24 protein-coding genes, 2 tRNA genes and 1 pseudogene are annotated in these 26,622 nt (G+C 38.4%); 15 read left to right on the top strand and 12 right to left on the bottom strand.

Annotated features, from left to right (window positions below):
• The first annotated feature begins 119 nt into the window (after positions 1-119).
• The 3 genes from ABEA36_RS13190 to ABEA36_RS13180 all read left to right on the top strand — a co-directional run bounded on the left by ABEA36_RS13190 (position 120) and on the right by ABEA36_RS13180 (position 758).
• A tRNA-Asp gene (locus ABEA36_RS13190) sits at positions 120-196 on the top strand.
• Between the two features lie 12 nt (positions 197-208).
• Positions 209-284: transfer RNA gene (locus ABEA36_RS13185), tRNA-Trp, on the top strand.
• Positions 285-419: 135 nt separating this feature from the next.
• Positions 420-758, top strand: a complete 339-nt coding sequence (locus ABEA36_RS13180; RefSeq protein WP_345492821.1) for a MaoP family protein — start codon at positions 420-422, stop codon at positions 756-758.
• A gap of 2 nt (positions 759-760) precedes the next feature.
• Here the strand turns inward: ABEA36_RS13180 and ABEA36_RS13175 are convergent, their stop codons facing one another.
• The 3 genes from ABEA36_RS13175 to znuC form a co-directional block, all read right to left on the bottom strand.
• Positions 761-2,287: a YifB family Mg chelatase-like AAA ATPase gene (locus tag ABEA36_RS13175; RefSeq protein ID WP_345492819.1), complete on the bottom strand. Its 1,527-nt coding sequence runs from the start codon at positions 2,285-2,287 to the stop codon at positions 761-763.
• Between the two features lie 132 nt (positions 2,288-2,419).
• Positions 2,420-3,220, bottom strand: a complete 801-nt coding sequence (znuB, locus tag ABEA36_RS13170) for a zinc ABC transporter permease subunit ZnuB (RefSeq protein WP_345492818.1) — start codon at positions 3,218-3,220, stop codon at positions 2,420-2,422.
• The gene (gene znuC, locus ABEA36_RS13165) at positions 3,213-3,971 is read right to left on the bottom strand and encodes a zinc ABC transporter ATP-binding protein ZnuC (protein WP_345492817.1); all 759 of its coding nucleotides are present in this window, start codon (positions 3,969-3,971) and stop codon (positions 3,213-3,215) included. Before znuC ends, znuB begins: the two co-directional genes overlap by 8 nt.
• Before the next feature lie 76 nt (positions 3,972-4,047).
• On the opposite strand from znuC, the gene znuA reads away from it, so the two are divergent.
• A complete protein-coding gene (gene znuA, locus ABEA36_RS13160; protein ID WP_345492816.1) occupies positions 4,048-5,019 on the top strand; it encodes a zinc ABC transporter substrate-binding protein ZnuA in 972 nt (323 codons plus the stop codon).
• A 34-nt stretch (positions 5,020-5,053) separates the two neighbouring features.
• Positions 5,054-6,457 (top strand): murein DD-endopeptidase MepM, encoded by a 1,404-nt coding sequence (mepM, locus tag ABEA36_RS13155; RefSeq protein WP_345492815.1) that lies wholly within the window; start codon positions 5,054-5,056, stop codon positions 6,455-6,457.
• Here mepM and sfsA read toward each other — a convergent pair.
• Positions 6,447-7,160 (bottom strand): DNA/RNA nuclease SfsA, encoded by a 714-nt coding sequence (gene sfsA, locus ABEA36_RS13150; protein ID WP_345492814.1) that lies wholly within the window; start codon positions 7,158-7,160, stop codon positions 6,447-6,449. The genes mepM and sfsA overlap by 11 nt on opposite strands.
• 108 nt (positions 7,161-7,268) lie before the next feature.
• Here sfsA and mrcB point away from each other — a divergent pair.
• Positions 7,269-9,566: pseudogene (gene mrcB, locus ABEA36_RS13145) on the top strand (bifunctional glycosyl transferase/transpeptidase); the annotation flags it as partial.
• Positions 9,567-9,687: 121 nt separating this feature from the next.
• Here the strand turns inward: mrcB and csdE are convergent.
• The 4 genes from csdE to ubiU form a co-directional block, all read right to left on the bottom strand.
• The gene (csdE, locus tag ABEA36_RS13140) at positions 9,688-10,101 is read right to left on the bottom strand and encodes a cysteine desulfurase sulfur acceptor subunit CsdE (protein WP_345492812.1); all 414 of its coding nucleotides are present in this window, start codon (positions 10,099-10,101) and stop codon (positions 9,688-9,690) included.
• Positions 10,102-10,127: 26 nt separating this feature from the next.
• Positions 10,128-11,327: a cysteine desulfurase CsdA gene (gene csdA, locus ABEA36_RS13135; RefSeq protein ID WP_345492811.1), complete on the bottom strand. Its 1,200-nt coding sequence runs from the start codon at positions 11,325-11,327 to the stop codon at positions 10,128-10,130.
• Complete coding sequence (locus ABEA36_RS13130; RefSeq protein ID WP_345492810.1) at positions 11,327-12,202, bottom strand: U32 family peptidase; 876 nt, start codon at positions 12,200-12,202, stop codon at positions 11,327-11,329. The genes csdA and ABEA36_RS13130 overlap by 1 nt, the downstream gene beginning before the upstream one ends.
• Positions 12,203-12,347: 145 nt before the next feature.
• A complete protein-coding gene (gene ubiU / locus ABEA36_RS13125) occupies positions 12,348-13,343 on the bottom strand; it encodes a ubiquinone anaerobic biosynthesis protein UbiU (RefSeq protein WP_345492809.1) in 996 nt (331 codons plus the stop codon).
• A 287-nt stretch (positions 13,344-13,630) separates the two neighbouring features.
• On the opposite strand from ubiU, the gene ABEA36_RS13120 reads away from it, so the two are divergent.
• Entirely contained in the window at positions 13,631-14,728 is a 1,098-nt protein-coding gene (locus ABEA36_RS13120; RefSeq protein WP_345492808.1) for a LacI family DNA-binding transcriptional regulator, read from the top strand.
• A gap of 33 nt (positions 14,729-14,761) precedes the next feature.
• Here the strand turns inward: ABEA36_RS13120 and ABEA36_RS13115 are convergent, their stop codons facing one another.
• The 3 genes from ABEA36_RS13115 to xthA are packed head-to-tail and all read right to left on the bottom strand — an operon-like array spanning position 14,762 to position 17,926.
• Positions 14,762-15,745, bottom strand: a complete 984-nt coding sequence (locus ABEA36_RS13115; protein WP_345492807.1) for an NADPH:quinone reductase — start codon at positions 15,743-15,745, stop codon at positions 14,762-14,764.
• 3 nt (positions 15,746-15,748) lie between these two features.
• Positions 15,749-17,089 carry an exodeoxyribonuclease VII large subunit gene (gene xseA / locus ABEA36_RS13110; RefSeq protein ID WP_345492806.1) on the bottom strand — a complete coding sequence of 447 codons (1,341 nt, stop codon included), beginning with the start codon at positions 17,087-17,089 and terminating at the stop codon, positions 15,749-15,751.
• 33 nt (positions 17,090-17,122) lie between these two features.
• Positions 17,123-17,926: an exodeoxyribonuclease III gene (gene xthA / locus ABEA36_RS13105; protein ID WP_345492805.1), complete on the bottom strand. Its 804-nt coding sequence runs from the start codon at positions 17,924-17,926 to the stop codon at positions 17,123-17,125.
• 96 nt (positions 17,927-18,022) lie between these two features.
• Here xthA and ABEA36_RS13100 point away from each other — a divergent pair, with 96 nt between their 5' ends.
• Positions 18,023-18,655: a YchE family NAAT transporter gene (locus tag ABEA36_RS13100; protein WP_345492804.1), complete on the top strand. Its 633-nt coding sequence runs from the start codon at positions 18,023-18,025 to the stop codon at positions 18,653-18,655.
• An 81-nt stretch (positions 18,656-18,736) separates the two neighbouring features.
• Complete coding sequence (gene tyrA / locus ABEA36_RS13095) at positions 18,737-19,858, top strand: bifunctional chorismate mutase/prephenate dehydrogenase (protein ID WP_345492803.1); 1,122 nt, start codon at positions 18,737-18,739, stop codon at positions 19,856-19,858.
• A 2-nt stretch (positions 19,859-19,860) separates the two neighbouring features.
• Here tyrA and ABEA36_RS13090 read toward each other — a convergent pair whose 3' ends face one another.
• Entirely contained in the window at positions 19,861-20,883 is a 1,023-nt protein-coding gene (locus tag ABEA36_RS13090) for a LacI family DNA-binding transcriptional regulator (RefSeq protein WP_345492802.1), read from the bottom strand.
• A 223-nt stretch (positions 20,884-21,106) separates the two neighbouring features.
• Here ABEA36_RS13090 and ABEA36_RS13085 point away from each other — a divergent pair, with 223 nt between their 5' ends.
• The 6 genes from ABEA36_RS13085 to ABEA36_RS13060 all read left to right on the top strand — a co-directional run bounded on the left by ABEA36_RS13085 (position 21,107) and on the right by ABEA36_RS13060 (position 26,608).
• Positions 21,107-21,550 carry a PTS sugar transporter subunit IIA gene (locus ABEA36_RS13085; protein ID WP_345492801.1) on the top strand — a complete coding sequence of 148 codons (444 nt, stop codon included), beginning with the start codon at positions 21,107-21,109 and terminating at the stop codon, positions 21,548-21,550.
• Positions 21,551-21,626: 76 nt separating this feature from the next.
• Positions 21,627-21,899 carry a PTS sugar transporter subunit IIB gene (locus ABEA36_RS13080; RefSeq protein WP_345492800.1) on the top strand — a complete coding sequence of 91 codons (273 nt, stop codon included), beginning with the start codon at positions 21,627-21,629 and terminating at the stop codon, positions 21,897-21,899.
• Between the two features lie 24 nt (positions 21,900-21,923).
• Positions 21,924-23,294: a PTS ascorbate transporter subunit IIC gene (gene ulaA, locus ABEA36_RS13075; protein WP_345492799.1), complete on the top strand. Its 1,371-nt coding sequence runs from the start codon at positions 21,924-21,926 to the stop codon at positions 23,292-23,294.
• Complete coding sequence (locus ABEA36_RS13070) at positions 23,295-24,125, top strand: transketolase (protein WP_345492798.1); 831 nt, start codon at positions 23,295-23,297, stop codon at positions 24,123-24,125.
• Positions 24,125-25,066 carry a transketolase family protein gene (locus ABEA36_RS13065; RefSeq protein WP_345492797.1) on the top strand — a complete coding sequence of 314 codons (942 nt, stop codon included), beginning with the start codon at positions 24,125-24,127 and terminating at the stop codon, positions 25,064-25,066. The genes ABEA36_RS13070 and ABEA36_RS13065 overlap by 1 nt, the downstream gene beginning before the upstream one ends.
• Before the next feature lie 186 nt (positions 25,067-25,252).
• On the top strand, positions 25,253-26,608 hold the full coding sequence (locus tag ABEA36_RS13060) for a NarK family nitrate/nitrite MFS transporter (RefSeq protein ID WP_345492796.1): 1,356 nt from the start codon (positions 25,253-25,255) through the stop codon (positions 26,606-26,608).
• Positions 26,609-26,622: the final 14 nt, after the last annotated feature.

Here is a 26,622-nt window from a genome sequence, read left to right as displayed (position 1 = left end):
GGAGCCGATGGTAGTGTGGGGGTCTCCCCATGTGAGAGTAGGTCACCGCCAGACTTTTAAATATGTAGTATAAAAGTAGATGATTCTACTTAGTTTTGATTTATCATACCTTATTCGGTGGAGCGGTAGTTCAGTTGGTTAGAATACCTGCCTGTCACGCAGGGGGTCGCGGGTTCGAGCCCCGTCCGTTCCGCCAATTTTCATTTTTAGGGGCGTAGTTCAATTGGTAGAGCACCGGTCTCCAAAACCGGGTGTTGGGAGTTCGAGCCTCTCCGCCCCTGCCATCTAGAGTCTCATTGTCTTATTTTTAATCGATTGATTTCATAAACATTAATAAATGAGAAATTTCTGTTTACAGATGTCTGCACTTAATTATAATCCGCAAAGTATTACATTAACTTAGTTATAAGGGATTAAACATGGCTGAAAGTTTTTCTTCACAACAACGTTTTTTTGATAACAAAAATTATCCAAGGGGATTTTCTCGTCATGGTGATTTTACAATAAAAGAGTCTCAACTTTTAGAAAAATACGGTACTGCATTTAAAGAATTAGATAACGAAACCCGTAAGCCCCTAACTGCTGAGGAAAAAGCATTTGTATCAGTATGTCGTGGTAAAAAGGATGCTTCAACTGAATATGAAAAGGTATGGCTAAAATATTTAACTTGTGTAAACAAGGCTAAAAAATTTCATACATTATCAGGTGGTAAACCGCAAGTTGATATTGCTGATGACTTTATTGATAATGATGATTAATCTTAACCAATATTCTTGTGCAGTTGAATAAGTAATTTATCCATAGAACGATAACTTAACGCTTCTGTTATATGTTTTCGTTCTATATTTTTTTTATCATCTAAATCTGCAATTGTTCGACTCACCTTAAGTATCCGATGCCAAGCTCTGGCAGATAACCCCAACTTAATTAAAGCCTGTTCCAAAAATTGATTATCCTCATCACTCAAGTGGCAATATTTATTGATGTCTGATGGCGATAATTCACTATTGACCTTGCCATTATTGCGTGTCAGTTGTTTGTTTCTGGCTAATAACACGCGCTGTTTTACCGTTTGGGTTGACTCACCATGTTCATTATGTTGGCTGAGCGCACCCTTCGGCAACAAAGGCACCTCAATCGATAAATCAAATCTGTCTAAAAAGGGCCCTGATAATCGGTTTAAATAGCGCATTACTTGTTGCGGTGATGTTCTATTATGAATGCCTTGATAGTGCCCAGTTGGACTGGGATTCATTGCAGCAATAAGCTGCACTTTAGCCGGAAAAGTCACTTTCGCATTAGCGCGAGAAATAATAATCTCACCTGATTCTAATGGTTCCCTTAGGGCATCAAGGACTTTACGATTAAATTCGGGTAATTCATCTAAAAACAATACGCCATTATTGGCTAATGATATTTCACCTGGTTTGGGAATAGCGCCGCCACCGACTAAAGCGGTCATTGATGCGCTATGGTGTGGTGCTCTAAACGGCCTTGTATGCCAGTTATTGATTGTCTGATGTTGATTTGCAAGGCTAATGATTGCCGCTGTTTCTAATGATTCTTGTTCATTAAGCGGTGGTAATAAGTCAGCTAAACGTGATGCTAGCATTGTTTTCCCCGTACCGGGGGGCCCAATTAAGAGTAAATTATGAGCGCCAGCGGCAGCGATCTCCAATGCACGTTTAGCATGCTGCTGACCAATAATATCTTGCAGATCATTAATCGACTCATGAAGATTGCTTGCAACGGAATATTCAACTTTATGCAGATCAATCCCTTCAGAAAAATAACGATAAATATCGCTCAAATGATTGCAGACTAAGACACTATTGTTATGGATGAGTGAAATCTCCGCTCCGTTCTCATCGGACAGGATGAGTTTTCTGGCAGCATCTTGAGCTGATAATGCGGCAGGTATTGCACCTTTAATAGCACGTACTTCACCTGATAACGCCAGTTCACCGATAAACTCATATTGATGTAAATTATCGCTCTTAATCTGTTGTGATGCCGCTAAAATCGCAATGGCGATAGGCAAATCAAATCGGCTACCTTCTTTTGGGAGATCGGCAGGGGATAGGTTGATAGTGATTTTTTTAGAGGGAAAGCTAAAGCCACAATTGATTAGCGCACTACGGACTCGATCTTTTGCTTCCTTGACCGTTGCTTCAGGAAGTCCAACAAGAGTAAAGCAAGGCATGCCATTACTGATATGAACTTCTACATCGACTTTAGGTGCTTGGATACCAATACAAGCACGAGTATAAATAGTAAAAAGAGACATAGATGAATAAACCAAATCATTATTTAGATAATGTTAATTTATCCGACTTATCTGTTTGGCAAAGAATATTGAAGTCATAATGGGAGCAGACTCCCATTTTATTGTGTCCTTTTGCCAAACGGATAGGAATAATTAATTGATATTGAATTTAAGTAACTTAGTTATCATTAAAGACATCACAAATAACGAAGCATTAACAATTACCACTGAGGGGCCTGTCGGTGTATCATAGTAAGCCGAAAGCATCAGCCCTCCAATAACAGAAAGCCAACCTATCACTATGGCAAATAAGGCCATTTGTTCTGGTGTTTTTGCATAAAAACGTGCGGTTGCAGCAGGAATAATTAAAAGCGATGTGATAATTAATGCACCAACAAATTTCATTGAAAGGCCGATGGTTAAGGCCAAAATTAATGTTAACAAAAGTTTATTTTTAACAATATTGATGCCATTGCTAAAGGCCAGCTCTTCGCTGACCGTGACATACAAAAAACGATTCCAGTTAAAAAATAAAATAGCGCCAACAATAACAATACCACCCATAATAAAATAGACATCACTATAGGTAATTGATAATAAATCACCAAATAAGTATCCCATCAAATCGACACGAATATTTCGCATCAAACTGATCACTACGACACCTAGCGAAAGTGAGCTATGCGCTAAAATACCCAATAGCGTATCAATTGCTAATTTTTGTTGTGATTCTAAATAGACTAATGCGATGGCTAAAATAATGGTGATAAAGATAACTGCATAAAATGGATTAACGTTAAGTAAAAAGCCAAATGCAATCCCGAGCAGTGCCGCATGGGAGAGTGTATCACCAAAATATGACATTTTACGCCAGACAACAAATGAACCGAGTGGGCCGGTAATGAGTGATAAGGCCAGTCCAACGATCAACGGTGCTAATAATAACTCAAACATGTTTATTTGCTCCAAACGTTGGTAATTCAATTCTGCCATGATACTGATGTTGGTGTGAATGATGTTTATAAATAGCAAGTTGATTTGCTGCACTTCGACCAAATAAAGCGATAAATTCAGGGTCAGTTGAAACTAATGCCGGTGTACCCACGCAACAGATGTGTTTATTAATACAAATCACTTCATCTGTTTTCGCCATCACTAGGTGCAAATCATGCGATACCATTAATACCGCACAATTAAATTCATTTTTTGCATTGGCAATGAGGTTATATAACGAAAGTTGACCATTAACATCAACCCCTTGCGTTGGTTCATCTAAAATCAATAATTGGGGTTTTTTGATTAAGGCTTGAGCCAATAAAACACGTTGCATTTCACCACCAGATAGTTGATGCATAGTTTTGTTGATCAAGTTAGCGGCATTAACGCGGTGTAAAATATTCATGATATCTTTATCGTTAATATTTTTATTCAATTTAATGAAACGTTTTACCGTTAATGGCAAGGTTGTATCAAGCTTTAATTTTTGCGGTACATAACCAATAGTTAAATGAGGTTGTCGAGTAATGGTCCCTTTGGTGGGTTGAATTAAACCGAGCACCAATTTAACAAGTGTTGATTTACCAGCCCCATTGGGCCCTAATAATGTGATAATTTTACCCATTTCAATTGAAAATGAGATGTTTTCAAGAACACTTTGTTGATTAAACTCAACAAAAATATTTTTGACAGTAACGAGTGGTTGCATAATATATTAAATTTCTTGTGCAAAACATTGTTATATTATAACATAACAATTCCTTTTATGAATAAGAGTATTATATATGTTTAAACGTAATTTTATTAAAAAATTTGCTTTTTTAGCTGTTTTTAGTTTCTGCTTACCGATATCTTACGTGCAAGCAAAGGTTATTACCTCCGTTAAACCCATTGGTTTTATTACCGCTGCACTTACTGATGGTGTGACTGAGACACAAATATTATTACCCGATGGTGCTTCACCCCATACCTATTCACTTAAACCTTCTGATTTAGTGAAATTAAAATCAGCAGATTTAATCATCTGGATTGGTGATGATATGGAAACATTTTTACCTGGCTTATTACGAAGTATTGATAGCAGCAAGCAACTTGAGTTAGCTGATGATGCTAAAGTGAAAGCTTTATTACGTGCTGGACATAGCCATGAACATGAAGACGAAGATGAAGATGAAGATGAAGATGAGCACGACCACGGTCATGATCATGGCCATGATCATGCCGCTCACGATCATCATCATGGTGAATTTGACATGCACATTTGGTTATCACCAAAAATTGCTGCGGTAACGGCTCAAATTATTCATGATAAATTGGTTGCGATCTACCCGGATAAAGCAGCAAAAATTGACCAAAATTTAAATGTTTTCCTCAAACAGTTAAAAGAAACTGAACAAATTATTGCAAAAAAACTCAATAACGTACAAAATAAGGGCTATTTTGTATTCCATGATGCATATGGTTATTTTGAATCAGAGTTTAAACTAAATAATTTAGGTAGTTTCACCATTAACCCAGCTATTCAGCCTGGTGTTAAGAAAGTGTCTGAGATCCAAAACGAGTTAAATAATAAACATGCAGTCTGTGTTTTCAGGGAGCCTCAATTTAGTCCTGCCATTATTAATAAACTGGTTGATGGTACAGATGTTAAAGTTGGCGAGCTTGATCCATTAGGAATGGATGTCGAGATCTCGAAAGACGCCTATTGTAAATTTTTATTAAAATTGACACAACAATACCTAAATTGTTTAGAATGAGCTAAAAATTATAATTAAATAAAAGGTTATTCGAGTGCAGCAGACTGAGCCATCTAATATTGTCGGTAATGAAGTTAAAATTCCTTACATGACAATATTAGGTGTTTTGATTATTATTGTTTTATTTTCTTTATTGTGGCGTCCCCTCAATCCAGATCGTACAATTTATATTCCACTTACTCCACAAGTGCAAACAACTGTACTCGAAAATGAACGCTTACCCGCTATTGTGGGTAATGCGACCTTAGAAATTGTCGATGATCGTACCTCGCAAGAACAGCAAGTTTCTGAATCTCTAGACCAACCAAAACCAGAAGATGATATTGTCAAAGATGAAATCGATGAAGTCATTTCACAAGAAGATAACACGGTACAGTATATGGTTGGGCGTGGCGATACCTTATACGGTATTATGATGCAGTATGGCGTCAATCGTAGCGATATTTACTTATTAACTAAGCAGTACAAGCAGCTTGCAAATTTAAGAATCGGCCAACAAATCAGTTGGGTAACTGACGCTGAACATAATTTAAAAACCTTTAACTGGGTTATCTCAAATAATAATGTGCGTATTTATGAACGTGCGGGTGATAAGTTTACTGAACGGACAGAAACTCGTGAAGGTATATGGCAACCATTTAGTATTAATGGTGTGATTGACTCTAACTTTGTGGTTGATGCGAGGAATTTAGGATTAACCAGTAATGAAATCGCAACCATTACGAAGGCGTTACAATGGCAATTTGATTTTAGACGCTTACAAAAGGGTGATAAATTCTCGGTTCTTTTATCAAGAGAAATGTTTGATAATAAGCATGAAAATAGCCAATTACTTGCCGTAAGAATTAAAAATGGCAGTAAAGATTATTATGCTATTTTGGCTGAAGATGGTCACTACTATGATATGAATGGTGGTAGCTTATCGCAAAGTTTCTTACGTTATCCACTTGAAAAACAAGCCAGAGTTTCATCACCATTTAATCCAAGACGTTTACACCCAGTGACGCGTAAAATTGCACCACACAACGGTGTTGATTTTGCGGTATCAAGAGGTACCCCTGTATTATCAGTGGGTGAAGGTGAAGTTGTCATCGCGAAGTATAGTGGTTCTGCGGGTAACTTTATCGCAATTCGTCATGGGCGTCAGTATACAACGAAGTATATGCATTTAGACAAGATTTTGGTAAAAGCCGGTCAGCAGGTTAAAAAAGGCGACAAAATTGGTTTATCGGGTAATACAGGGCGTTCAACCGGTCCACATTTACACTATGAACTGCACATTGATGGCAAGCCTGTTAATCCATTAACTGCAAATTTACCTGTATCAGATGGCTTAACCGGAAAATCAAAGACCACATTCTTAGAACAGTTTAAAACGATTAAACCTAAGTTAGCGTTTGCTTCTGAATCAACAGAAACTGCGCAAACTAATCAATAATAACCGGAATAGGTTGGTTTAACGTTATTGCTTGAGTTGATATCGCCGCGTTGTAGCATAAGACTTCAACGCCATGATTTATCGCTTCTTTTAGTAATTGATTATAGATAGGGTCAATGTGTTTGGCGGGGGAAAAATACGTAATCCCTGTGTGTAATACCATAAAAAAGACCACTGCACGTTTACCTTGCTGCGCCATAAATATGAGTTCACGCAAATGTTTTTGTCCACGCGTTGTTACCGCATCGGGAAAATACCCAAATTGATTTTTCGCATCAAATAGTGTCACGGATTTCACTTCGACATAGCAATCGCCATGGGTTTTATCACAGAGTAGTAAATCAATACGGCTATTTTCCTGACCGTATTTCACTTCAGATTGGAGTGTTTCATATTGTGCTAATTGTGCGATCTTATTTGCCAAAATAGCGTCTTTAACAATGTGGTTTGCTCTGCTGGTATTCACACAAATCCAATATTTGTCATGCGTATGAGTCAATTCCCAACTGTAAGGTAATTTACGTTTTGGATTATCAGAGGTTGAATACCAAACGTGATCGCCTGGATTTGCACAGCCTGTCATAGCACCCGTATTTGCACAGTGAATCGTAATTATCTCATTAGTAGGCAGTAATATATCAGCTAAAAAACGCTTATAACGTTTGATTAAAACACCTGACTGCAGTGGTGATGGAAAATGCATACTCTACTCAATATAAAAGAATTTGTGCTATTATACATAACTTCATTATGATTGTGATGGAATGGATAAGCGTTGAATAAGAAAGCTAAAAAAACAAGCAAAAAAAACAAAACAAAACAGGTTAGCTTAAAAAGACGATTCGGTTTTTTAGTTCTAAAAGTTTTTCTTGTGGTTGCTGCAATCACCATTGTGTATGGTATTTATTTAGATCAACAGATTAAAGAGCGTATCGACGGTAATGTTTGGGAACTGCCTGCGGCAGTGTATGGCCAAATCATCGAATTAGAACCCGATGAAAATCGCAGTAAAGATGAAATTATATCGATTTTAAATGGTGCCCAGTACCGTCAAGTCTTAGTCGCCTCAAGGCCAGGTGAATTTGTCGTCAATGATGATAGTATTGAGATATATCGTCGGCCATTTTACTTCCCCGATATTGAAGAACCGGCATTTCGCGCCAAAATTAAATTTAACCAATATGGCATTGCTCGAATCACCAATATTGATTCAGGTCGTGATTTTGGTGTTTTACGCATTGACCCTAAACTGATAACGATGCTTCATTCCCCAAACAATGAACAGCGTTTATTTGTGCCATTAAAAGATTTTCCTGATTCATTAGTACAAACATTAGTCGCAACTGAAGATCGGCGGTTTTATGAACATGATGGTGTGAGCGTTTACTCCATTTTTAGGGCGATTTATGCCAATTTAACCACCGGGCGCACTGTACAAGGCGGCAGTACATTAACTCAGCAGCTAGTCAAAAATTTATTTTTAACTAATGAACGTTCTTATACACGAAAAATTCGTGAAGCTTATATGGCGATCATTTTAGACTCCCGTTATAGCAAAGAGCGAATCCTTGAACTCTATTTAAATGAAGTCTATCTTGGGCAAAACGTTGATGAAGAAATTCATGGTTTCCCACTGGCGAGTATCTATTATTTTGGGCGACCAGTGAATGAATTAACACTGGATCAACAAGCCTTACTTGTTGGGATGGTAAAAGGGGCATCAGTCTATAACCCATGGACCAGACCCAATAACGCGTTAGAACGGCGTAATGTGGTATTAAAGCTCATCAAAGATCACAATATTATCGATGATGAACTGTATGAACTTTTAAAGCAACGTCCGTTAGCGGTATTGCCAAAGGGTGGGGTTATTTCTCCACAACCGGCTTTTATGCAATTAGTTAGGCAGTCACTTAGGGAACAACTTGGCGAACAAGCCAATTATTTGTCTGGGATGAAGATTTTCACAACCTTTGATCCTGTTGTGCAAAATGCAGCAGAAAATGCGGTTACTGAAGAGATGGCAAGACTAAGAGCGTTGACCAAAAAAAATGAGCTACAAACTGCTGTCACGATTGTTGATAGGCAAACAGGTGAAGTGAGAGCATTGATTGGCAGTGCTGATCCGCATTATGCCGGCTTTAATCGCGCGCTATATGCTCGTCGCCCTATTGGTTCATTGGCAAAACCGCCGACGTATTTGACTGCGTTAAGTCAACCAGAACACTACCAATTAAATACATGGTTAGATGACAAGCCATTAAGCATAAAAGTTGATAGCCGTACGGTGTGGGAACCTAAAAACTTTGATAAACAGTATAGTAATCAAGTGATGTTAGTGGATGCATTGGCTAAATCTCTCAATGTGCCATCTGTCAATTTAGGTATGTCGATAGGGTTAGCGGCTAGTGAAAAAACATTGTTATCACTCGGTGTACCAAAAGCAGAAATTAAAGCGGTACCATCACGCTTTTTAGGGACTTTAGAGCTGACGCCACTTGAAACAGCCCAAATGTATCAAGTCATAGGAAATACCGGTAAAAAAGCCAATTTAAGTGTATTGCGGTATGTGGTTTCTGATAAAGGTGAATTAATTTACCAAAGTTATCCGAATGCACAACAAGCTGTTTCAGCACAAGCTGCCTATTTAACCACATTTGCGATGCAAAAAGTGGTGGAATATGGCACGGCTAGAACATTAAGTCATCAGTACAGTGACGCCTATCTTGCCGCCAAGACAGGGACAACTAATGATTTAAGAGATAGCTGGTTTGTGGGCATTGATGGTAAAGATGTTACTGTTGTTTGGGTCGGGCTTGATGACCATAAACCGATGCAACTCACTGGGTCGTCTGGGGCATTAAAAATTTATCAGAAATATTTATCACAACATGCACCGCAGCGATTGCGACAAAATACACCATCAAATATCAGTCTATTATCGATTAATGCACAAGGTAATTGGCAATGTGATGCAGCGGGAGTAAGGGTATTACCTGCTTGGACGGCAGATAAGGCATTACTCTGTGCTGGCTTTAACCAAGTTCCACGCGATGAGGAACCACAGAGCGATGCGCCGGGCTGGTTAAAAGAGATGTTTGGTTTTTAGATATTCGCGATTTTCGTTAAATTATTGTCATAACGTATGATTATAGTGTAAAAATGATGATGTATTACGTATTTTTACACTGTAAGATGTGACTTACTTCTTATTCTGCCGCACGAATTATTTAACCAATATTGTGTGCGGCAAGTTGTTTCATACGTTCAATTATGTTATTGATACCAAGCTGCCTAGATTGGCTTAACTCATTAATCACATTAAGTTGTTGTAGAAAACCCAAAAAATCAGTATCAATGATATGTTGTGCGGTTTTGTGATTAGCTAAAATGAACAGGATAGCCATTAATCCTTTCACAATCCGGCCTTCACTGTCTCCGATAAAAGTGAGTGTATGCTCACTTTGTAACTGACAACTCAGCCATACCCGATTTTCACATCCATCAATCTGATTATTTTCAGTGCATAATTCACGAGGAAAGGGCGGTAATGCTTTGGCTAGCAAAATAATCTGCCGATAGCGATCTTGCCAATTCGTTAACGGCTGAAACAGTGTGATAAGTTGATCTGTGGTGAGCTGCATATCTTTAAATTCAAAATCAAAGAGCGTTATTTTAATATATCAATCGCGTTTTGTAATGCATTAATCAATTTATCGGCATCGTGCTGATTGTTATATGGCATAAATGAGGCGCGAATGACGCCCTGACATTGCAGTGCTTCAATAAAGGGTTGCGCACACAATTCACCGTTACGAATAGCAATATCTTGTTGGCTCAGTAAAATCGCAATATCATCATGATGAATGGTTGGCGATGTAAATGTCAGTAATGGGCTATTTTCGACACTAATAACCGTTATCTCAGTCATCAATTCGAGCTTAGCTTTTGTCTCATTGACCAGTTGTTGAGTATAATGCTCGGCTAACGTCAAATTAAATGTATTTAACCATTCTAATATGGCACAAAAGCCAATAATTGCAGCAATATTTGGGGTGCCAGCTTCAAATTTATAAGGCAAATCAGCAACTGAAAAATTGCTAAATGTGGCATTTTTTAACATTTTGCCACCCCCTTGCCAACAGTCCATTTGGGTTAATAAATGTGATTTTCCATATAATATGCCAAGCCCGGTTGGGCCATACAGTTTATGTGCTGAAAAAGCATAAAAATCAATATCGTATTTCTGTACATCCAGTGGCTGGTGAACAATACCTTGTGCACCGTCAACCACAATGACAGCATTATGTTGATGTGCAATATGACTGATTTCAGCAATATCTGGCATAAAACCGGTCACATTAGACATTTGTGTTACCGTAATGATGCGCGTTTTTGATGTGATTAATGTGAGTAAGCGCTCAATAGATAAAGAACCATCATTTTCTATCGGCCATTTAATGATTTTAGCCCCTATCTGTTTAGCGACTTGCAACCAAGGGATTAAGTTACTGTGATGTTCCTGTTCACTAACGATAATTTCATCTGCGGCAACTAATTGCGATCTGGCATAACCTTGAGCAACAAGATTGATCGCTTCTGTCGCCCCTTTTGTCCAAACAATGTCTTGCGGATGTTGTGCATGGATTAGCTTGGCGGTTAACGCTCTAGCGTGTTCAAACTGCTCCGTTAATGCCAACGCTTGTGAGTGTTTACTTCTTAAAATCGTTGACGTATTGTATTGGTAATAACGGCTCGTTGCATCAATCATGATTTGGGGTTTTAGTGCAGTTGATGCCGAGTCTAAATACACGCTTTCAGCTTGTAGCGCCGGAAACTGTGCTCTAAATGTTTGTGAATCAAAATTCATTACGATAACTCAAGTCCTGCAATACCATTCCAAAAACCATCACAGTCCCGATGTTGGGTGACCGTTAAAGGTGCCTGACCAGATTGATTGGCCTTAAACTGTTTTACCACATTTAGCGTCTCAATACCAGAAGGTGATAGACGAACAACATCAACTAAGCCATTCATCTCTTTGAGATGGTTGCCTAAGTTATAGCAATAACCACTTTGCGTTTGAATACCATTGAGTACAAATACTTTTTGTTGCTCTTGAGAAAAGACTTCTCGACCGGTAGGATATTTAATACAACTTGTTTCACATTTATCTTTGGGTTTATCTTCTGAACGTGCAGTAAAACAACGTGCTGAATAAGCTAATGGTAAGTAACCGTAACTGAATACCTCAACTTCGAACTTTCGTTCAATATTAAGATCATCAAACTGTGTCATTACATTGTTTAACCAATCGCGAGATAATTCTACAGGCATACACCAGCGAATCATGCCTTGTTTTTGAAATAGTTTGAGGGTGTAAGCATTATAGCAATTGATTGCAGGGCCAACGACGAAAGGCAGCTTATATTCCTGAGCTAAATTGATCGCAGATAAATCATTTGCCTCAATTAAAAAATCACCATTATTGACTAATTGACGCATTTCATTAATTTCAGAGGGCGCTTCGAGTAAGGCCAAGGTTGATAATACCACTTGTTTGCCGGATTTAGCGACGGTTTTAGCTAAAGCTAACCAATCAGCTACTTTCATTTCACGCCGCTTGGTACACACGGTTTCACCCATATAAATAATATCAGCATCACTATCCATCGCGGCGCGATAAAACGTTTCAGTTTCGGTTTTAGGCCAATAATATAAAACAGGACCTAAGGCGTATTTCATAGCACTTCCTTTTCAATTAAGCGGTATATTTTGCTTATCATGACGTTATCAAACGGTATCACAAACAACATGGCAATGTCGGACGATTTAATGAATAAATTCCTATTGTGTTGTTGATACTTCATTCACTTTAGATTTAACCTAGTTACTGCCATTTCCGATGATATGCACCAAGCGTGGTTTGGCTGCCCTCAGATACGGCACCTAACGCATCCATCCACTGTTTTTGTGCCTGATAGGCTTGAGGATTAGATCGATAACTATCAATCGCTTGACGCCATACTTTTGTCACCTGTGACACATAGGCGGTACTGCGCTGTCGACCTTCAATTTTGACTGATGCAATATTGGCGGCAAAGAGTTCTGGCAATAATTCCAAAGTATTAAGACTCGTTGGCTCTTCAATCGGGTGATACAGCATATCATCAACAAAATAGCGACCTTTACACAACGTTGGATAACCGGCATTTTCACCTTTTTTATGGCAATTAATTAAGACGTTATTTAGACGTGACTCAAGGCCATTTGCGGTCTCTTCCCAACGTACATATTTTGCTGGTGAGCACGCACCAACCGTGTTTGGTGATTCACCTGTCAGGTAAGAGGATAGATAACAGCGGCCTTCTGCCATGATGCATAAGCTACCAAATGCAAAAATTTCTAATGGAATGGGAGATACTTGTGACAGTTGTTTCACTTGATGCATTGATAAGACACGAGGCAACACAACGCGGTGTGGTTTAAAATTGTTATGATAAAACTTAATTGACTCAATATTGGTTGATGACGCTTGAACTGAGACATGACGTTCTATATTGGGATACTTGTCTGCCGCATATTCAAGTATGGCCAAATCAGCAATAATTAACGCATCTGCGCCAATGTCAGCGGCCATATCGACCGCATTTTGCCACCGTACAAAATTATTGGGATGGGCAAAAGTATTAATCGCAATGTGTAACTTTTTACCTCTTTTATGAACATAATCACTCGCTTCATGTAAGCGTTGTTCATTAAAATTGAGTCCAGCAAAATGACGTGCATTGGTATCATCTTTTAAACCAATATAGACCGCATCGGCGCCATTATCAATTGCTGTTTTTAATGCAGGTAGTGAACCAGCAGGACATAATAATTCCATAATTTACACCTATAACAAATCACGTAACTATTATGCAATAAAAGGCAAACCATTGCGAATATTAAATTTGAGCGGTGTTTTGCATGGTTGAAAATTTAACATAGATCAATTTTTAGGTAAAAAATAATACTGTAATCATGGGTTATAAAATTGGTTTTTTTACTGTTGTGTAATGTATTTAGCCTTTTGAATATTTTTTGCGAGTTTGCTCGATAAAAAAAATAAAAATTATTACAAAAAATCAAATCAGTATTAGGCTACCTATACGTTTTATAATGAGTATAGCGATGACAAAATCAAAAATGACTTTAACGAAAATAGCCAAACTGGCGGGCGTTTCAATCACATCTGTATCGAGGGTAATCAATACCCCCCATTTGACTTCAAAGCACATTAAAGAGCGAGTGAATCAAGCGATGTGTACTTTAGGCTTTACTAGCGCGGTATTAAAACCTTATGTTCAAGGCGCGGTGAATAAAAAAATGTTGGTGATTGATAACCAGCTGATTAGTGATAGTTTGATCAATCAAGGCATTGAATCCAAAGCAAAACAATTGGGGTATAAATTACTGTATCTACGTTTTCTCTATTTTAGTGAACATGAGATTCAACAAATTATCTATTACACCATTCATCATCAAGTAGATGGTATTTTAGTCATTAATGACTCGCCTTATCTTAATCTTTTACAACAATCTCAACATGCTCTACCTCCAATCGTATTGGTCAATCAATTTTCACTGCATTTTCCATGCGTTTATTTTGACCATCTTTCCAATGGATATCAGGCAACAAAATACCTCACGGATTTAGGCCATAAGCGCATTGCCATTTTACTTGGCGAGAAAGACAAAGATGAAACTAACTATCTGCTACAAGGCTATAAACAAGCATTAGCTCGAGCAAATCTTACGTTATCTCAAGAATATATTGCTTATCGATGTTTTAACTATTCGACTAGTTATAAGAAAGTTAAATCATTAATGCAACTGGCATTACCGCCAACAGCAATCATTTGTTGTGATCATGTTGGTTTAAATTATGCCGATCGTGACACGTTAATCCATGATGAAAAGTTTGATAAAAGTCTTTCTGCTGAAAGTGCTATCTGCGGTGTGATTGATCTGTGCCGTATGATGAAAATCGATATTCCTCATACCCTATCATTACTCCAATTTGTTCATCACATTGGTCACAAACAATACAGTCCTTTAAATCACATTTGTGCTATGTATAAACCGCTTTTTGATATGGGGCAGCAGGCGGTAAGCCTACTTCGCGCTTTATTAGAACCTGATTTTCAATTACCCCAGGCGTTGCTGATCGATAGCGAATTTGTGTTAAGGCATTCAACAAACAACATTGACCCTGCTGCAATAAAATAAACAATATAAAATCAGCCAATTTATTATCGATGATTATGGTATCAATATGCTCGAGCCTATCGTATCTCGACGCTGAATGGTTTGGTGGGCAATTGCGGCATCTTGCAATGCAAACGTTTGTTGTGGCAGGATTTCGATCTTAATTGCACCATTAGCAACATGGCTAAAAAATTGATTCGCTGCTGTATTCAATTGTGCACGATTAGTCATGTATCCCGTTAAAGATGGGCGTGTAACATACAGGCTACCTTTTTGGTTCAAAATTGCTAAATTGACATCAGTCACCGGGCCAGATGCATTACCAAAGCTGACCATCAGTCCTCGACGTTTAAGGCAATCTAATGATGTCAACCACGTATCTTTGCCAACCGAATCATAAACGACATTCACTTTTTGGCCATTGGTTAATGCCATAACCTGTTGTACAACATTTTGTGTATGGTAATTAATGGTTTGCCAAGCGCCATATTGCTGAGCTATTGCGGTTTTTTGAGCAGACCCCGCTGTTGCAATCATTTTTGCACCGATAATTTTTGACCATTGACAAGCGATTAGCCCCACTCCACCAGCTGCAGCATGAAATAAAAAGATTTCATCAGCCTTTAATGGGTATGTTTGAGTCAGTAGGTAATATACCGTTAAACCTTTTAACATCGATGCCGCGGCTTGTTCAAAACTGACTGCGTCAGGCAATTTGACCAAAACATTTTGATTAACGTTATGATATTGCGAATAAGCCCCTAATGATGATTGACAGTAAGCAACACGATCCCCAATCTGAAAATCAGTCACATTTCGGCCAACTTGGGTGACGATCCCGGCACCTTCAGTACCAAGACCTGAAGGGAGATGCGGCACAGGATACAAACCACTTCGCACATACGTGTCGATATAATTAATCCCGATCGCTTTATTTTGAACGATGATTTCATCATCATTTGGCAAAGCAATGTCAACATCAACATATTTTAAAACATGGCTATCGCCATATTGTGAAAACTCAATGCGTTTAGCCATGATCTAATCCTTCTTAATATTCGTCACGGTACTGGTAATGGTGGCCGTTGGAATTTTAGTTGTAATAATATCACCAGGTTTAACTTGTTTTAGTGAACGTAGCACTTGATGATGGCTATCGGCGGTGACAGAATAACCACGTTCTAATGTGGCAAGTGGACTCACTGCATTAAGTTGTGAAGCCTGAATGGCCATTTCATGTTTTGCTTGTGTTAAGTGCTGTTTAGCTAAAGCAATCAATTGTTGGTATTTTTGAAAGATGGTTTGTCGGTAAAATTGGATTCGGTTGTCCGGTGATAGACGATACAATTTTTTATCCAGTAAGTTAAGTCGGTGCTGGTTTGCAAACATGATTTGTTCAATCGCGGCATGTAATGAACGACTTTGTGTCATTAAATGGGTTTGTTGCTTAGCTAATTTAACTTGTGGGTGCTGACTTTGTAGTTGGTGGCGCAGTTTCTGAAGTTGTTCATTCTTTTTGAGAATAAAATTATCCATTGCCATTGCAATTTGTTGTTCTAACACTTTGAGGTCTTTTAATTGATCTTGGCTGTCTCGGCTAATTAATTCAGCAGCCGCTGATGGGGTGGCAGCACGTAAATCAGCAACAAAATCAGCAATAGTAAAATCGATTTCATGCCCAACAGCACTAATAATAGGTAGCTTGCTATTAAAGATAGCACGCGCAACGATCTCTTCATTAAATGGCCATAAGTCTTCGAGCGATCCACCACCACGCCCTACGATTAATACCTCACATTCATTTCGAATGTTTGCCAATGCAATCATGTTGGCAATTTTAGGAGCGGCCTCATTCCCTTGCACTAACGTCGGGTAAATAATTATCTGTAGACTGGGATCTCGGCGTTTTAATATTTGGCAAATATCATGTAAGGCTGCACCTGTTGATGATGTCACGATCCCAACTGATTTTACATGTTTGGGTATCGGTTTCTTATAAACAGGGTCAAATAAGCCTTCTTCGTTTAATTTCTGTTTAAGTTGCTCAAATTTTTGTTGCAAGAGGCCCGTACCTGCAAGTTGTAATTTATCAATCACAAGTTGGTACTCACCACGCGCTTCATATAAGGTAACCGAAGCACTGACTAATACTTGTTGGCCATCTTGCGGAATAAAGCCAGTTTTAAAGTTACTATTGCGAAACATCGCACAGCGAACTTGGGCTTTATCATCTTTGAGCGTGAAATACCAATGACCCGAGGCGGGTTTAGAAAAATTGGATATTTCCCCCACTAACCACACTTGTCCTATTGCATCGCTTAGGAGGTCTTTGACCATTTGGTTCAAGTCTTTCACTGAAAGAATTGATTTATTACCTAACATGTTGTTTCTCCGTTTGATGCAAATAAGTCATGATTAACATGCAAAATCAGCCCAGATTGGCGCATGATCTGATGGTTTATCCATCGCACGAATTTCTAAATCAATACCGGTATCTTGACAATAAGGCGCTAATGATTGACTGGCTAAGATCAAATCAATACGCAAACCGGTGTTAGTGTCAAAGCCACGTGAACGATAATCAAACCATGAATATTGGGTTGTATCTGGGTGGGCGTGTCGATACGTATCAATAAATCCTAATGACATTAATCGATTCATCCATTCTCGTTCTTCAGGTAAAAACGAACATTTCCCCGTTCTTAGCCAACGTTTAATACTTTCTGCTGGTAAACCAATATCTAAATCAGTTGGGCTAATATTCACATCACCCATAATGATCGTTAATTGTTGATTCAATGATTTTTCTTCTATATAACGCGTTAAATCCTGATAAAATTTTTGCTTAGCGGGGAATTTAATTTCGTGATCACGGCTATCCCCTTGTGGGAAGTAGCCATTTATCACGGTGATTTCGCCTTTTTCACTCGGTAAAGTCGCAACAATCAATCGACATTGAGCACCGTCTTCATCACTCGGGAAGCCACAATGTACAGATAATGGCTTTTGTTTGGTGAGTAATGCCACACCATAATGGCCTTTTTGCCCATGATAATTTAAGTGATACCCTAAATGCGCAAGCTCGGCGAGCGGAAACTGATCATTGTGTACTTTCGTTTCTTGCAAACCAATAATATCGGGTTGATGTTTATCAATAATGGCTTCAAGTTGATGAATTCTTGCTCTTAAACTATTAATGTTAAATGAGATAACTTTCATATTCAGTTCTGGATTGTTTAAAGTTGTTCATTATCCTATCAAAAATCCGCTATACTGTTAAGCGTATTCAAAACAGACCTTAATTTTGAGGAATATATGGAGTTACAAATCTATTTCAAGTTTCTGGTAGGTTTATTTGCTATCGTCAACCCTGTTGGCTTATTACCGGTTTTTATTAGTTTAACCGAGCATCTGGATAGTGAATCACGTAATCAGACTAATCGTACTGCAAACATTGGCGTAGCCGTTATATTGATTGTATCGCTATTAGCCGGCAGTATTATTTTGGATATTTTTAGTATTTCTCTCAATTCGTTTAGGATTGCCGGTGGTCTGTTAGTCGTTATTATTGGGATGACAATGATCAATGGTAAATTAGGTGAAAATAAACAGAATAAAGAAGAAATTACCGAGTCGATTGCCAAAACCAGTAGTGTTGCACTTGTACCATTAGCGATGCCACTCATGGGCGGGCCCGGTGCGATTACATCTATGATTGTATGGGGAACCAACTATCCCTCAATTGGTTATTTAATTGGTTTTATTATTTGTATTTTAATCTTTTGTGGATGTTGTTGGTTACTCTTTCGTTCAGCACCTTTTATTATTCGTACATTGGGTAAGACCGGATTAAATGTCGTCACACGGATTATGGGGCTGTTATTGATGGCGTTAGGGGTTGAAATTATGGTTGGCGGTATTCGTAATCTTTTCCCAGGTCTCTTGTAAGCAAATAGTAATAACGAATTATCACCAAACAGGACATAAATCCAGACGACACAGAAATGATAGGAATTATTGGGGTTTTTTATGACAACTGAATTACAAACGTTGCGCGATCAAATTGATGATGTGGATAAATCAATTTTAGCGTTGATAACAAAACGCTTAGCATTAGTCACCCAGGTAGGGGAAGTCAAAAGCCAGCACGGTATTCCTATCTATGACCCAAAACGAGAAACAGAAATGTTAGCAAGCCGACGTAAAGAGGCAGAACTTGCGGGTGTCTCGCCAAATGTGATTGAAGATATTTTACGCCGATTAATGCGAGAGTCTTATAACAGTGAAAATGACAAGGGTTTTAAAAAGGTTTATACCGGACAAGGTTCTATTGTCATTATTGGTGGTAATGGACAGATGGGGCGGTTATTTACCCGATTGTTTACCTTATCGGGTTACCATGTTAAAGCACTAGGTTCTAAAACAATGCACCAAGCGGCTGACGTGATTGCGGATGCTGCGGTTGTCATTGTCACGGTACCAATTAATAAGACCGAGCAGATCATATCGCAGTTACCCCCCTTACCAAAAGACTGCATCTTGACCGATTTTACGTCAATTAAACAAAAACCTTTACAAGCAATGTTAAATCAACACGATGGCCCGGTGGTAGGATTACATCCGATGTTTGGGCCTGATGTTCCTAATTTAGCAAAACAGATTATTGTTTACTGTGATGGGCGTGAAAGTCAAAAATATCAATGGCTGATTGAACAAATGCGTATTTGGGGAGCTAACTTATATCCGATAGCCGCATCTGAACATGATAAGTGTATGTCATTTATTCAAGCATTACGTCATTTTACGTCATTTACATATGGTGTAAATTTACAAACAGAACAGGCTAATCTTGAGCAACTTGTTGCGCTATCATCGCCAATTTACCGCTTAGAACTGATGATGGTTGGTCGCTTGTTTGCACAAGATCCACAGCTATATGCTGATATTATTATGTCATCATCTGAAAATGTTGATTTAATTAAACGTTACTATCAACGTTTTGGTGAAATGGTTCAGTTACTTGAACAAGGTGATAAGGCTGGATTTATTGAGCATTTTAATCAAGTTACACAATGGTTTGGTGACTATGCACAGCGATTTATTAAAGAGAGTCAATCATTACTTAAATTAGCTAATGATACTAGGCCTTAGCGTTATAAACTCCCGCGGATTTTAATAATCGGTGTATCGACCGCGGGTAAGTTCAACGAATGGTTTTCACTCAAACGCTGTAATAATTGGATCGCAGCGTACTCGCCAATACTTTTATAAGGTAATGATATTGTTGTTAAGGGAGGGTGACACACTTGGCTAAATTCACTATCCCCAAATCCAGCAATCGCCAGTTGATACGGTACACGAATATGGCGACGCTGACATTCATAGAGTACCCCGCAAGCTAATTCATCCGTCGTGCAAACGATGGCATCAAGTTCAGGCCAATTTATCACAAAATCGGCAAGTGCCCGACTCCCAGTTGAAAAATTTGCTGGTGAAGATGCATTAATCACGCGATGGGTGGGAAGATGATGCTTTAACATGGCCTTATACCAGCCATGTAAACGCTGTTGAAAAATAGAATATTCATGATTGGCACATAATAATCCAATTTCACGGTAGCCTTTTTTAATCACATATTCGGTTAATTGAAACATCGCCTCCATATTATTAAGTCCGACATTAATATCGACATAATTTAAAGCATCGCTACCAATGTGAACTATGGGGATGTTTTGATGCGTAACGACTTGCCAAACTCGATTATTTTTATCCATATTGATTAAGACAATTGCACAGACACTATAACTGCTGATCATCGCCAGCAAGTCAGTGTTCTTTCTTGGTGGATTGGATTCAACAATAAACGGCGTATAACCCTGTGCAATTAAACAATTTTGCATTTCACGGATTAATAGGAGTAGTTGATGATCGTGTGAATTGGGCATGATAATCGCGATTAAGTTGTTGCTCGCGGCTGATGCTAATGTACTGGCAGCAAGATTGGGTCTATAGCCTAAGGTTTTGACGGCTTTATTGATTTTATTTTTTAATTTATCCGAGACTTGTTCAGGGGTACGTAATGCCCGCGAAACCGTCATGGTGCCAACGCCAGCAAGCTTAGCAACATCCGATAGTGTAATTTGTCCGGTCGTTTTGCGTTTTTTTAGCTCTGCCATAAATCACAATGTCTTGGTTTGATGATATCCACCAATATTAGTTAAATATATTACTCTACCGCTTGGTTATTTATTCCGTTTTGTTAGCTACTTCACACTTTTTTGAAAAATTAATTTATTTTTGATAGCGCTATCACAAAATTCGTTTTCTTTTGCTAACAGCTTGAATAAATATGCTAATTTTAATTATGCATATATCATATTTCGCATTAATGGAGGTGCTATGTTATCAACGTGGTTAACTCATGATACGGTCAAAATTGTTGACTCAATCGATGATTGGAAGCAAGCCGTCAGACTCAGTGCAATCCCTTTACTTGAAAATGGCATTATCTCACCAAACTACATCCAAGCAATTTATCAAATGCATGAAAATATTGGCCCGTATTATGTTTTAGCGCCAGGTATTGCAATGCCTCATGCTCGACCTGAAGAGGGCGCCAATCAGCTCGGCTTATCGATGTTATTAGTTAAACAAGGTGTCAGTTTTAATTCAGAAGATAATGATCCTGTTTATTTAATTACTATGCTCGCCGCTCCTGATAGTAATAGCCATCTTGAAATGTTAACGCAATTAGCTGAGCTTTTTTCGGAAACCGCAGATATGCAAAAAATCTTTCAAGCTAACACCGTGGAACAAATTTTATCAGTCGTTAATCGTTACTAACTTAATGGTAGGGTAAAAAATGCATTGCAGTGCCTGACCGGTTATCAGTTTTATGACAAATAGAAGGATCAATAGTATGAAAATTATGGCAGTTTGTGGTTCGGGTTTGGGAAGCAGTTTTATGGTTGAACTAAATATAAAAAAGGTGCTAAAAAAAATCAATAAAGAGGCCGAAGTGACGCACTCTGATTTAGCGTCAGCAACGCCAGACTCTGCAGATTTATTTGTGATGACAAAGGATTTAGCTGAGAGTTCAGGTGTACCTGCAAACAAATTGATCGTGTTAAATAATATTATTGATATTAACGATCTTGAAGCCAAGCTGGTTGACTATTTTAATCGTCACTAAAATTGCGTTGTATGAGGTATCACTATGATTCAAGATATTATCAAATTTGTTGTTGATATTTTAAAAGTGCCGGCCGTATTGGTGGGTGTGATTGCCATGGTGGGCTTAATTGCTCAGCGTAAATCGTTGGCTGATACGATAAAAGGCACGGTAAAGACCATTTTAGGGTTTTTAGTCTTAGGTGGTGGTGCGGGTGTGGTTGTGAGTGCAATCACTCCCTTAGGTGATATGTTTGAACAGGCTTTCCAGCTACAAGGTATTATTCCTAATAATGAAGCCATCGTCTCAATGGCATTAAATGAATACGGCGCAGCGACAGCCTTAATTATGGCATTTGGTATGGTTGCAAATATCGTTGTTGCAAGATTTACCCGATTGAAATATATCTTTTTAACCGGACATCATACTTTTTATATGGCCTGTATGATCGGTATTATTCTGACCGTAGTTGGTTTTGAAGGCTGGCAACTTATTTTTACCGGGGCATTAACATTAGGGCTTGTGATGGCATTCTTTCCGGCTTTAGCTCAGCATCAAATGCGTAAAATTACGGGCAATGATGATGTGGCATTTGGTCACTTTGGTACCCTCGGTTATGTCTTATCTGGCTGGATTGGTGGGATGGTTGGTAAAGGTTCGCGCTCAACTGAGGAGATGAACTTACCTAAAAACTTGAGTTTTTTGCGTGATAGTTCTATTTCAATCTCACTGACTATGATGGCAATCTATTTAATTTTAGCGGTATGTGCTGGTTCTGATTATGTTGAGAATTATTTAAGTCATGGCGATAACTATTTAGTGTATGCCATTATTCAAGCTATCACATTTGCTGCGGGTGTTTTTATCATTCTACAAGGTGTTCGTTTAATTCTTGCCGAAATTGTGCCTGCTTTTACCGGGTTTTCAGAAAAATTGGTGCCTAATGCTAAACCGGCACTTGATTGCCCAGTGGTATTCCCTTACGCCCCTAATGCGGTGTTAATTGGTTTCTTATTCAGTTTTATCGGGGGATTAGTCGGTTTATTTGTATTAGGTAAACTTGATTTAGCACTGATTTTACCTGGTGTTGTGCCACACTTCTTTTGTGGTGCGACAGCTGGGGTATTTGGTAATGCGATGGGAGGGCGGCGTGGCGCGATGCTTGGTGCATTTGCCAATGGGTTATTGATCACGTTCTTGCCGGTACTGTTATTGCCAGTATTAGGTTCACTGGGCTTTGCCAATACGACGTTTTCAGATACCGATTTTTGTGGTGTAGGCATTATCCTCGGTAATATGGCTCGATTCTTTAATAAAGAGATGATTATGGGCATTATTGTTGGGGTATTTGTTGCATTAGTGATCTATAACTATGTTGTTAAGCCAAAAACGGCTGTTAGTAAAAAGGAGCAGTAAATGAGCGATGTTGTCACACAGATACACGATTTTGCAAAGCAAATACGTATTGAAACTTTAAAACAACTTAATCATTTAGGCTTTGGTCATTATGGTGGCTCGCTCTCGGTTGTAGAAACCCTTGCTGTTTTATATGATGCCGTCATGAAATATGATCCCAAAGACCCAAAATGGGAAGGGCGAGATTATTTTGTTTTATCAAAAGGGCATGCCGGTCCTGCTTTGTATAGCACATTAGCATTAAAAGGATTTTTCCCTAAAGACGATTTGATGACATTAAATCAAAACGGTACCAAATTACCGAGTCATCCTGATCGATTAAGAACCAAAGGTGTGGATGCAACAACTGGCTCTTTAGGACAAGGGATATCGATTGCTTCGGGAATCGCGTTGGCGCATAAATTATCCAATCACTATAACCGAGTATTTTGTATTGTTGGTGATGGCGAGCTCAATGAAGGTCAGTGCTGGGAAGCATTTCAGTTTATTGCTCACCATGATTTGAATAATCTGACAATCTTTGTTGATTATAACAAGAAGCAACTCGATGGTACGCTAGACGAAATCATTATGCCATTTTCATTTGAGGATAAATTTAAGGCGTTTGGATTTGATGTTGTTACCGTGAAAGGTGATGATGTTGCGGCCATTTACGCTGCAGTTAAACATCCGCGGCGTAATAGTGAAAGACCATTAGTTGTAATTCTTGATAGTATTAAAGGTCAAGGTGTGGCGTATTTAGAAAATATGGCTAGCAATCACCATCTACGATTAACCGATGAAATCAAAATAGAAATAGAAAAAGCGATTACGCTATTGGAGGGTAAATAATGTTTATTCTTGAAAATGATCCCATTGAAATGCGTAAGGTCTACTCTAATTTTATGCAAGAAATCATTGGTAAAACAACAGATGTTGTGAGTTTAGAAGCGGATTTAATGAGTTCAATGTCGATGGATAGTGCGCATAAAAAACACCCAGATCGTGTGATAAATTGTGGCATTATGGAGGCGCATATTGTTGGCTTAGCTGCTGGATTATCCATCGCCGGTAAGATCCCTTTTTTCCATACATTTACAGCTTTTGCAAGTCGCCGCTGTTTTGATCAGTTATTTATGTCTGTCGATTACCAAAAGAATAATGTCAAAATTATTGCCTCTGATGCGGGTATTACTGCCGTTCATAATGGTGGCACGCATATGTCATTTGAAGATATGGGGATTGTCCGAGGACTTGCTCATGCTAATGTTATTGAAGTGACTGATGCGACGATGTTCCGTCAAATTTTGGAACAATTAGTGAATTTGAAAGGATTTTATTGGGTTAGAACAATGCGAAAAAATGCCGTCAAAATTTATCAAGACGGCGAACATTTTACCATTGGTAAAGCGAAAATTTTACGCGAAGGGCGCGATGTCACCTTAATTGCTAATGGCATTATGGTTGCGCAAGCGATGATCGCTGCCGACATATTGGCTGAACAAGGGATCGCTGCGACTGTGATTGATATGTTTACCTTAAAACCTATTGATCGCCAGTCCATCGTTAAATATGCTCAAATGACACGTAAAGTGGTGACGTGTGAGAACCATAATATTCATAATGGATTAGGCTCAGCTGTTGCTGAAGTCCTTGCTGAAGAGTATCCAGTACCAATGCGTTTCGTTGGGATTAAAGACCGTTACGGTCAAGTGGGGACTCTCGACTTTTTACAAAAAGAGTATGAACTCACTGCTGATGACATTGTTAAGGCGGTCAAATCGTTTAAATAACTATTTCCCCTCCCCCGATCCTATTATCTTTTTGTGATAATAGGATCGCATCTAACCCTAAAGCTATAGTGGCATACTACTTTATGGGTAATCCTTCTAGGGAAGTTACTTCTGAACGCAATCTTCTTATACTATCCATAATATTTTTAAGGTTATTAAAATTTTAATCCTGTTATGGAGTCAATTATGAGTAAAGTATCGAGTGTCATTGAACAATGGCAGCCTGATGATGCGCAATTTTGGGAAAAGACCGGTAAAAAAATTGCTAACCGAAATTTATGGATTTCGGTACCGTGTTTATTACTTGGGTTTTGTGTATGGATGTTATTTAGTATTGTTGCCATTCATCTTAATTCGATTGGGTTTAACTTTTCAACCAATCAATTATTTCTACTGACTGCGATTCCGTCTGTTTCTGGCGCGTTATTTCGCGTGCCTTACTCATTTGTGATTCCCATTTTTGGTGGACGCCGCTGGACAGCGTTTAGTACTATTATTTTGATTGTGCCTTGTTTATGGCTAAGTTATGCCATTCAAGATACGACCACCTCATATTTCATTTTTGTCGTGATAGCTCTATTGTGTGGTTTAGGTGGTGCAAATTTTGCGTCTAGTATGGCAAATATCAGTTTCTTTTTCCCAAAATCACATCAAGGTGGAGCACTGGGTTTAAATGGTGGATTAGGTAATCTTGGTGTGAGCGTTATTCAACTTGTGGCATCTTTGATTATTTTTATCCCCTTTTGTGTGGGTGATCCTGCGGTGTTACCAAATGGCGATAAAATTTGGTTACAAAATGCATCGTTAGTCTGGGTACCATTCTTAATTGGGTTCTCAATTTTAGCTTTTTTTGGTATGAATGATCTGGCAACTGCTAAGGCATCATTTAAAGAACAATCCGTTGTGCTTAAAGATAAAACAATGTGGATTTTAAGCCTACTATACCTTGCCACATTTGGTTCATTCATCGGCTTTTCTGCCGGTTTTGCTATGTTAAGTAAAACACAATTCCCACACATTGATATTGCAATGTTTGCTTTCTTTGGTCCACTTGTTGGTGCCATTGGTCGACCATTAGGTGGTGCAATGTCTGACAAATTTAACGGCATTAGAATGACATTTATCAACTATATTCTAATGATTGTCTTTGTCATTTTAGTGTTTACCACGTTACCTGGTATTTTTAGTGAAAGTGGTTCATTCATTGGTTTTTATATTACCTTTTTACTGTTGTTTTTTACGGCAGGTTTCGGTAGTGGTTCAACGTATCAAATGATTGCAATTGTGTTTCGTCAACACGTTTTCAATCGTTCGATTGCTCAAGGTGATTCAAAAGAGCATGCCACAAAAAATGCTGCAACAGAAACTGCAGCCGCATTAGGATTTATTTCTGCTATTGGGGCGATTGGTGGATTTGTCATTCCTCAATTATTTAGCCTGTCATTGGTGTTATTCCAATCAGTGAGTTATGCATTAATTATTTTCTTAGTGTTTTATATTGCCTGCGCCATTATTACAAAAGTTAACTATAAATCGCAGTAAATATCCATTTTATT

Source organism: Orbus sasakiae (assembly GCF_039542345.1).
In the GTDB taxonomy this organism is placed as follows: Bacteria; Pseudomonadota; Gammaproteobacteria; order Enterobacterales; family Orbaceae; genus Orbus; species Orbus sasakiae.
This window is presented reverse-complemented; position numbering and strand designations above follow the sequence as displayed.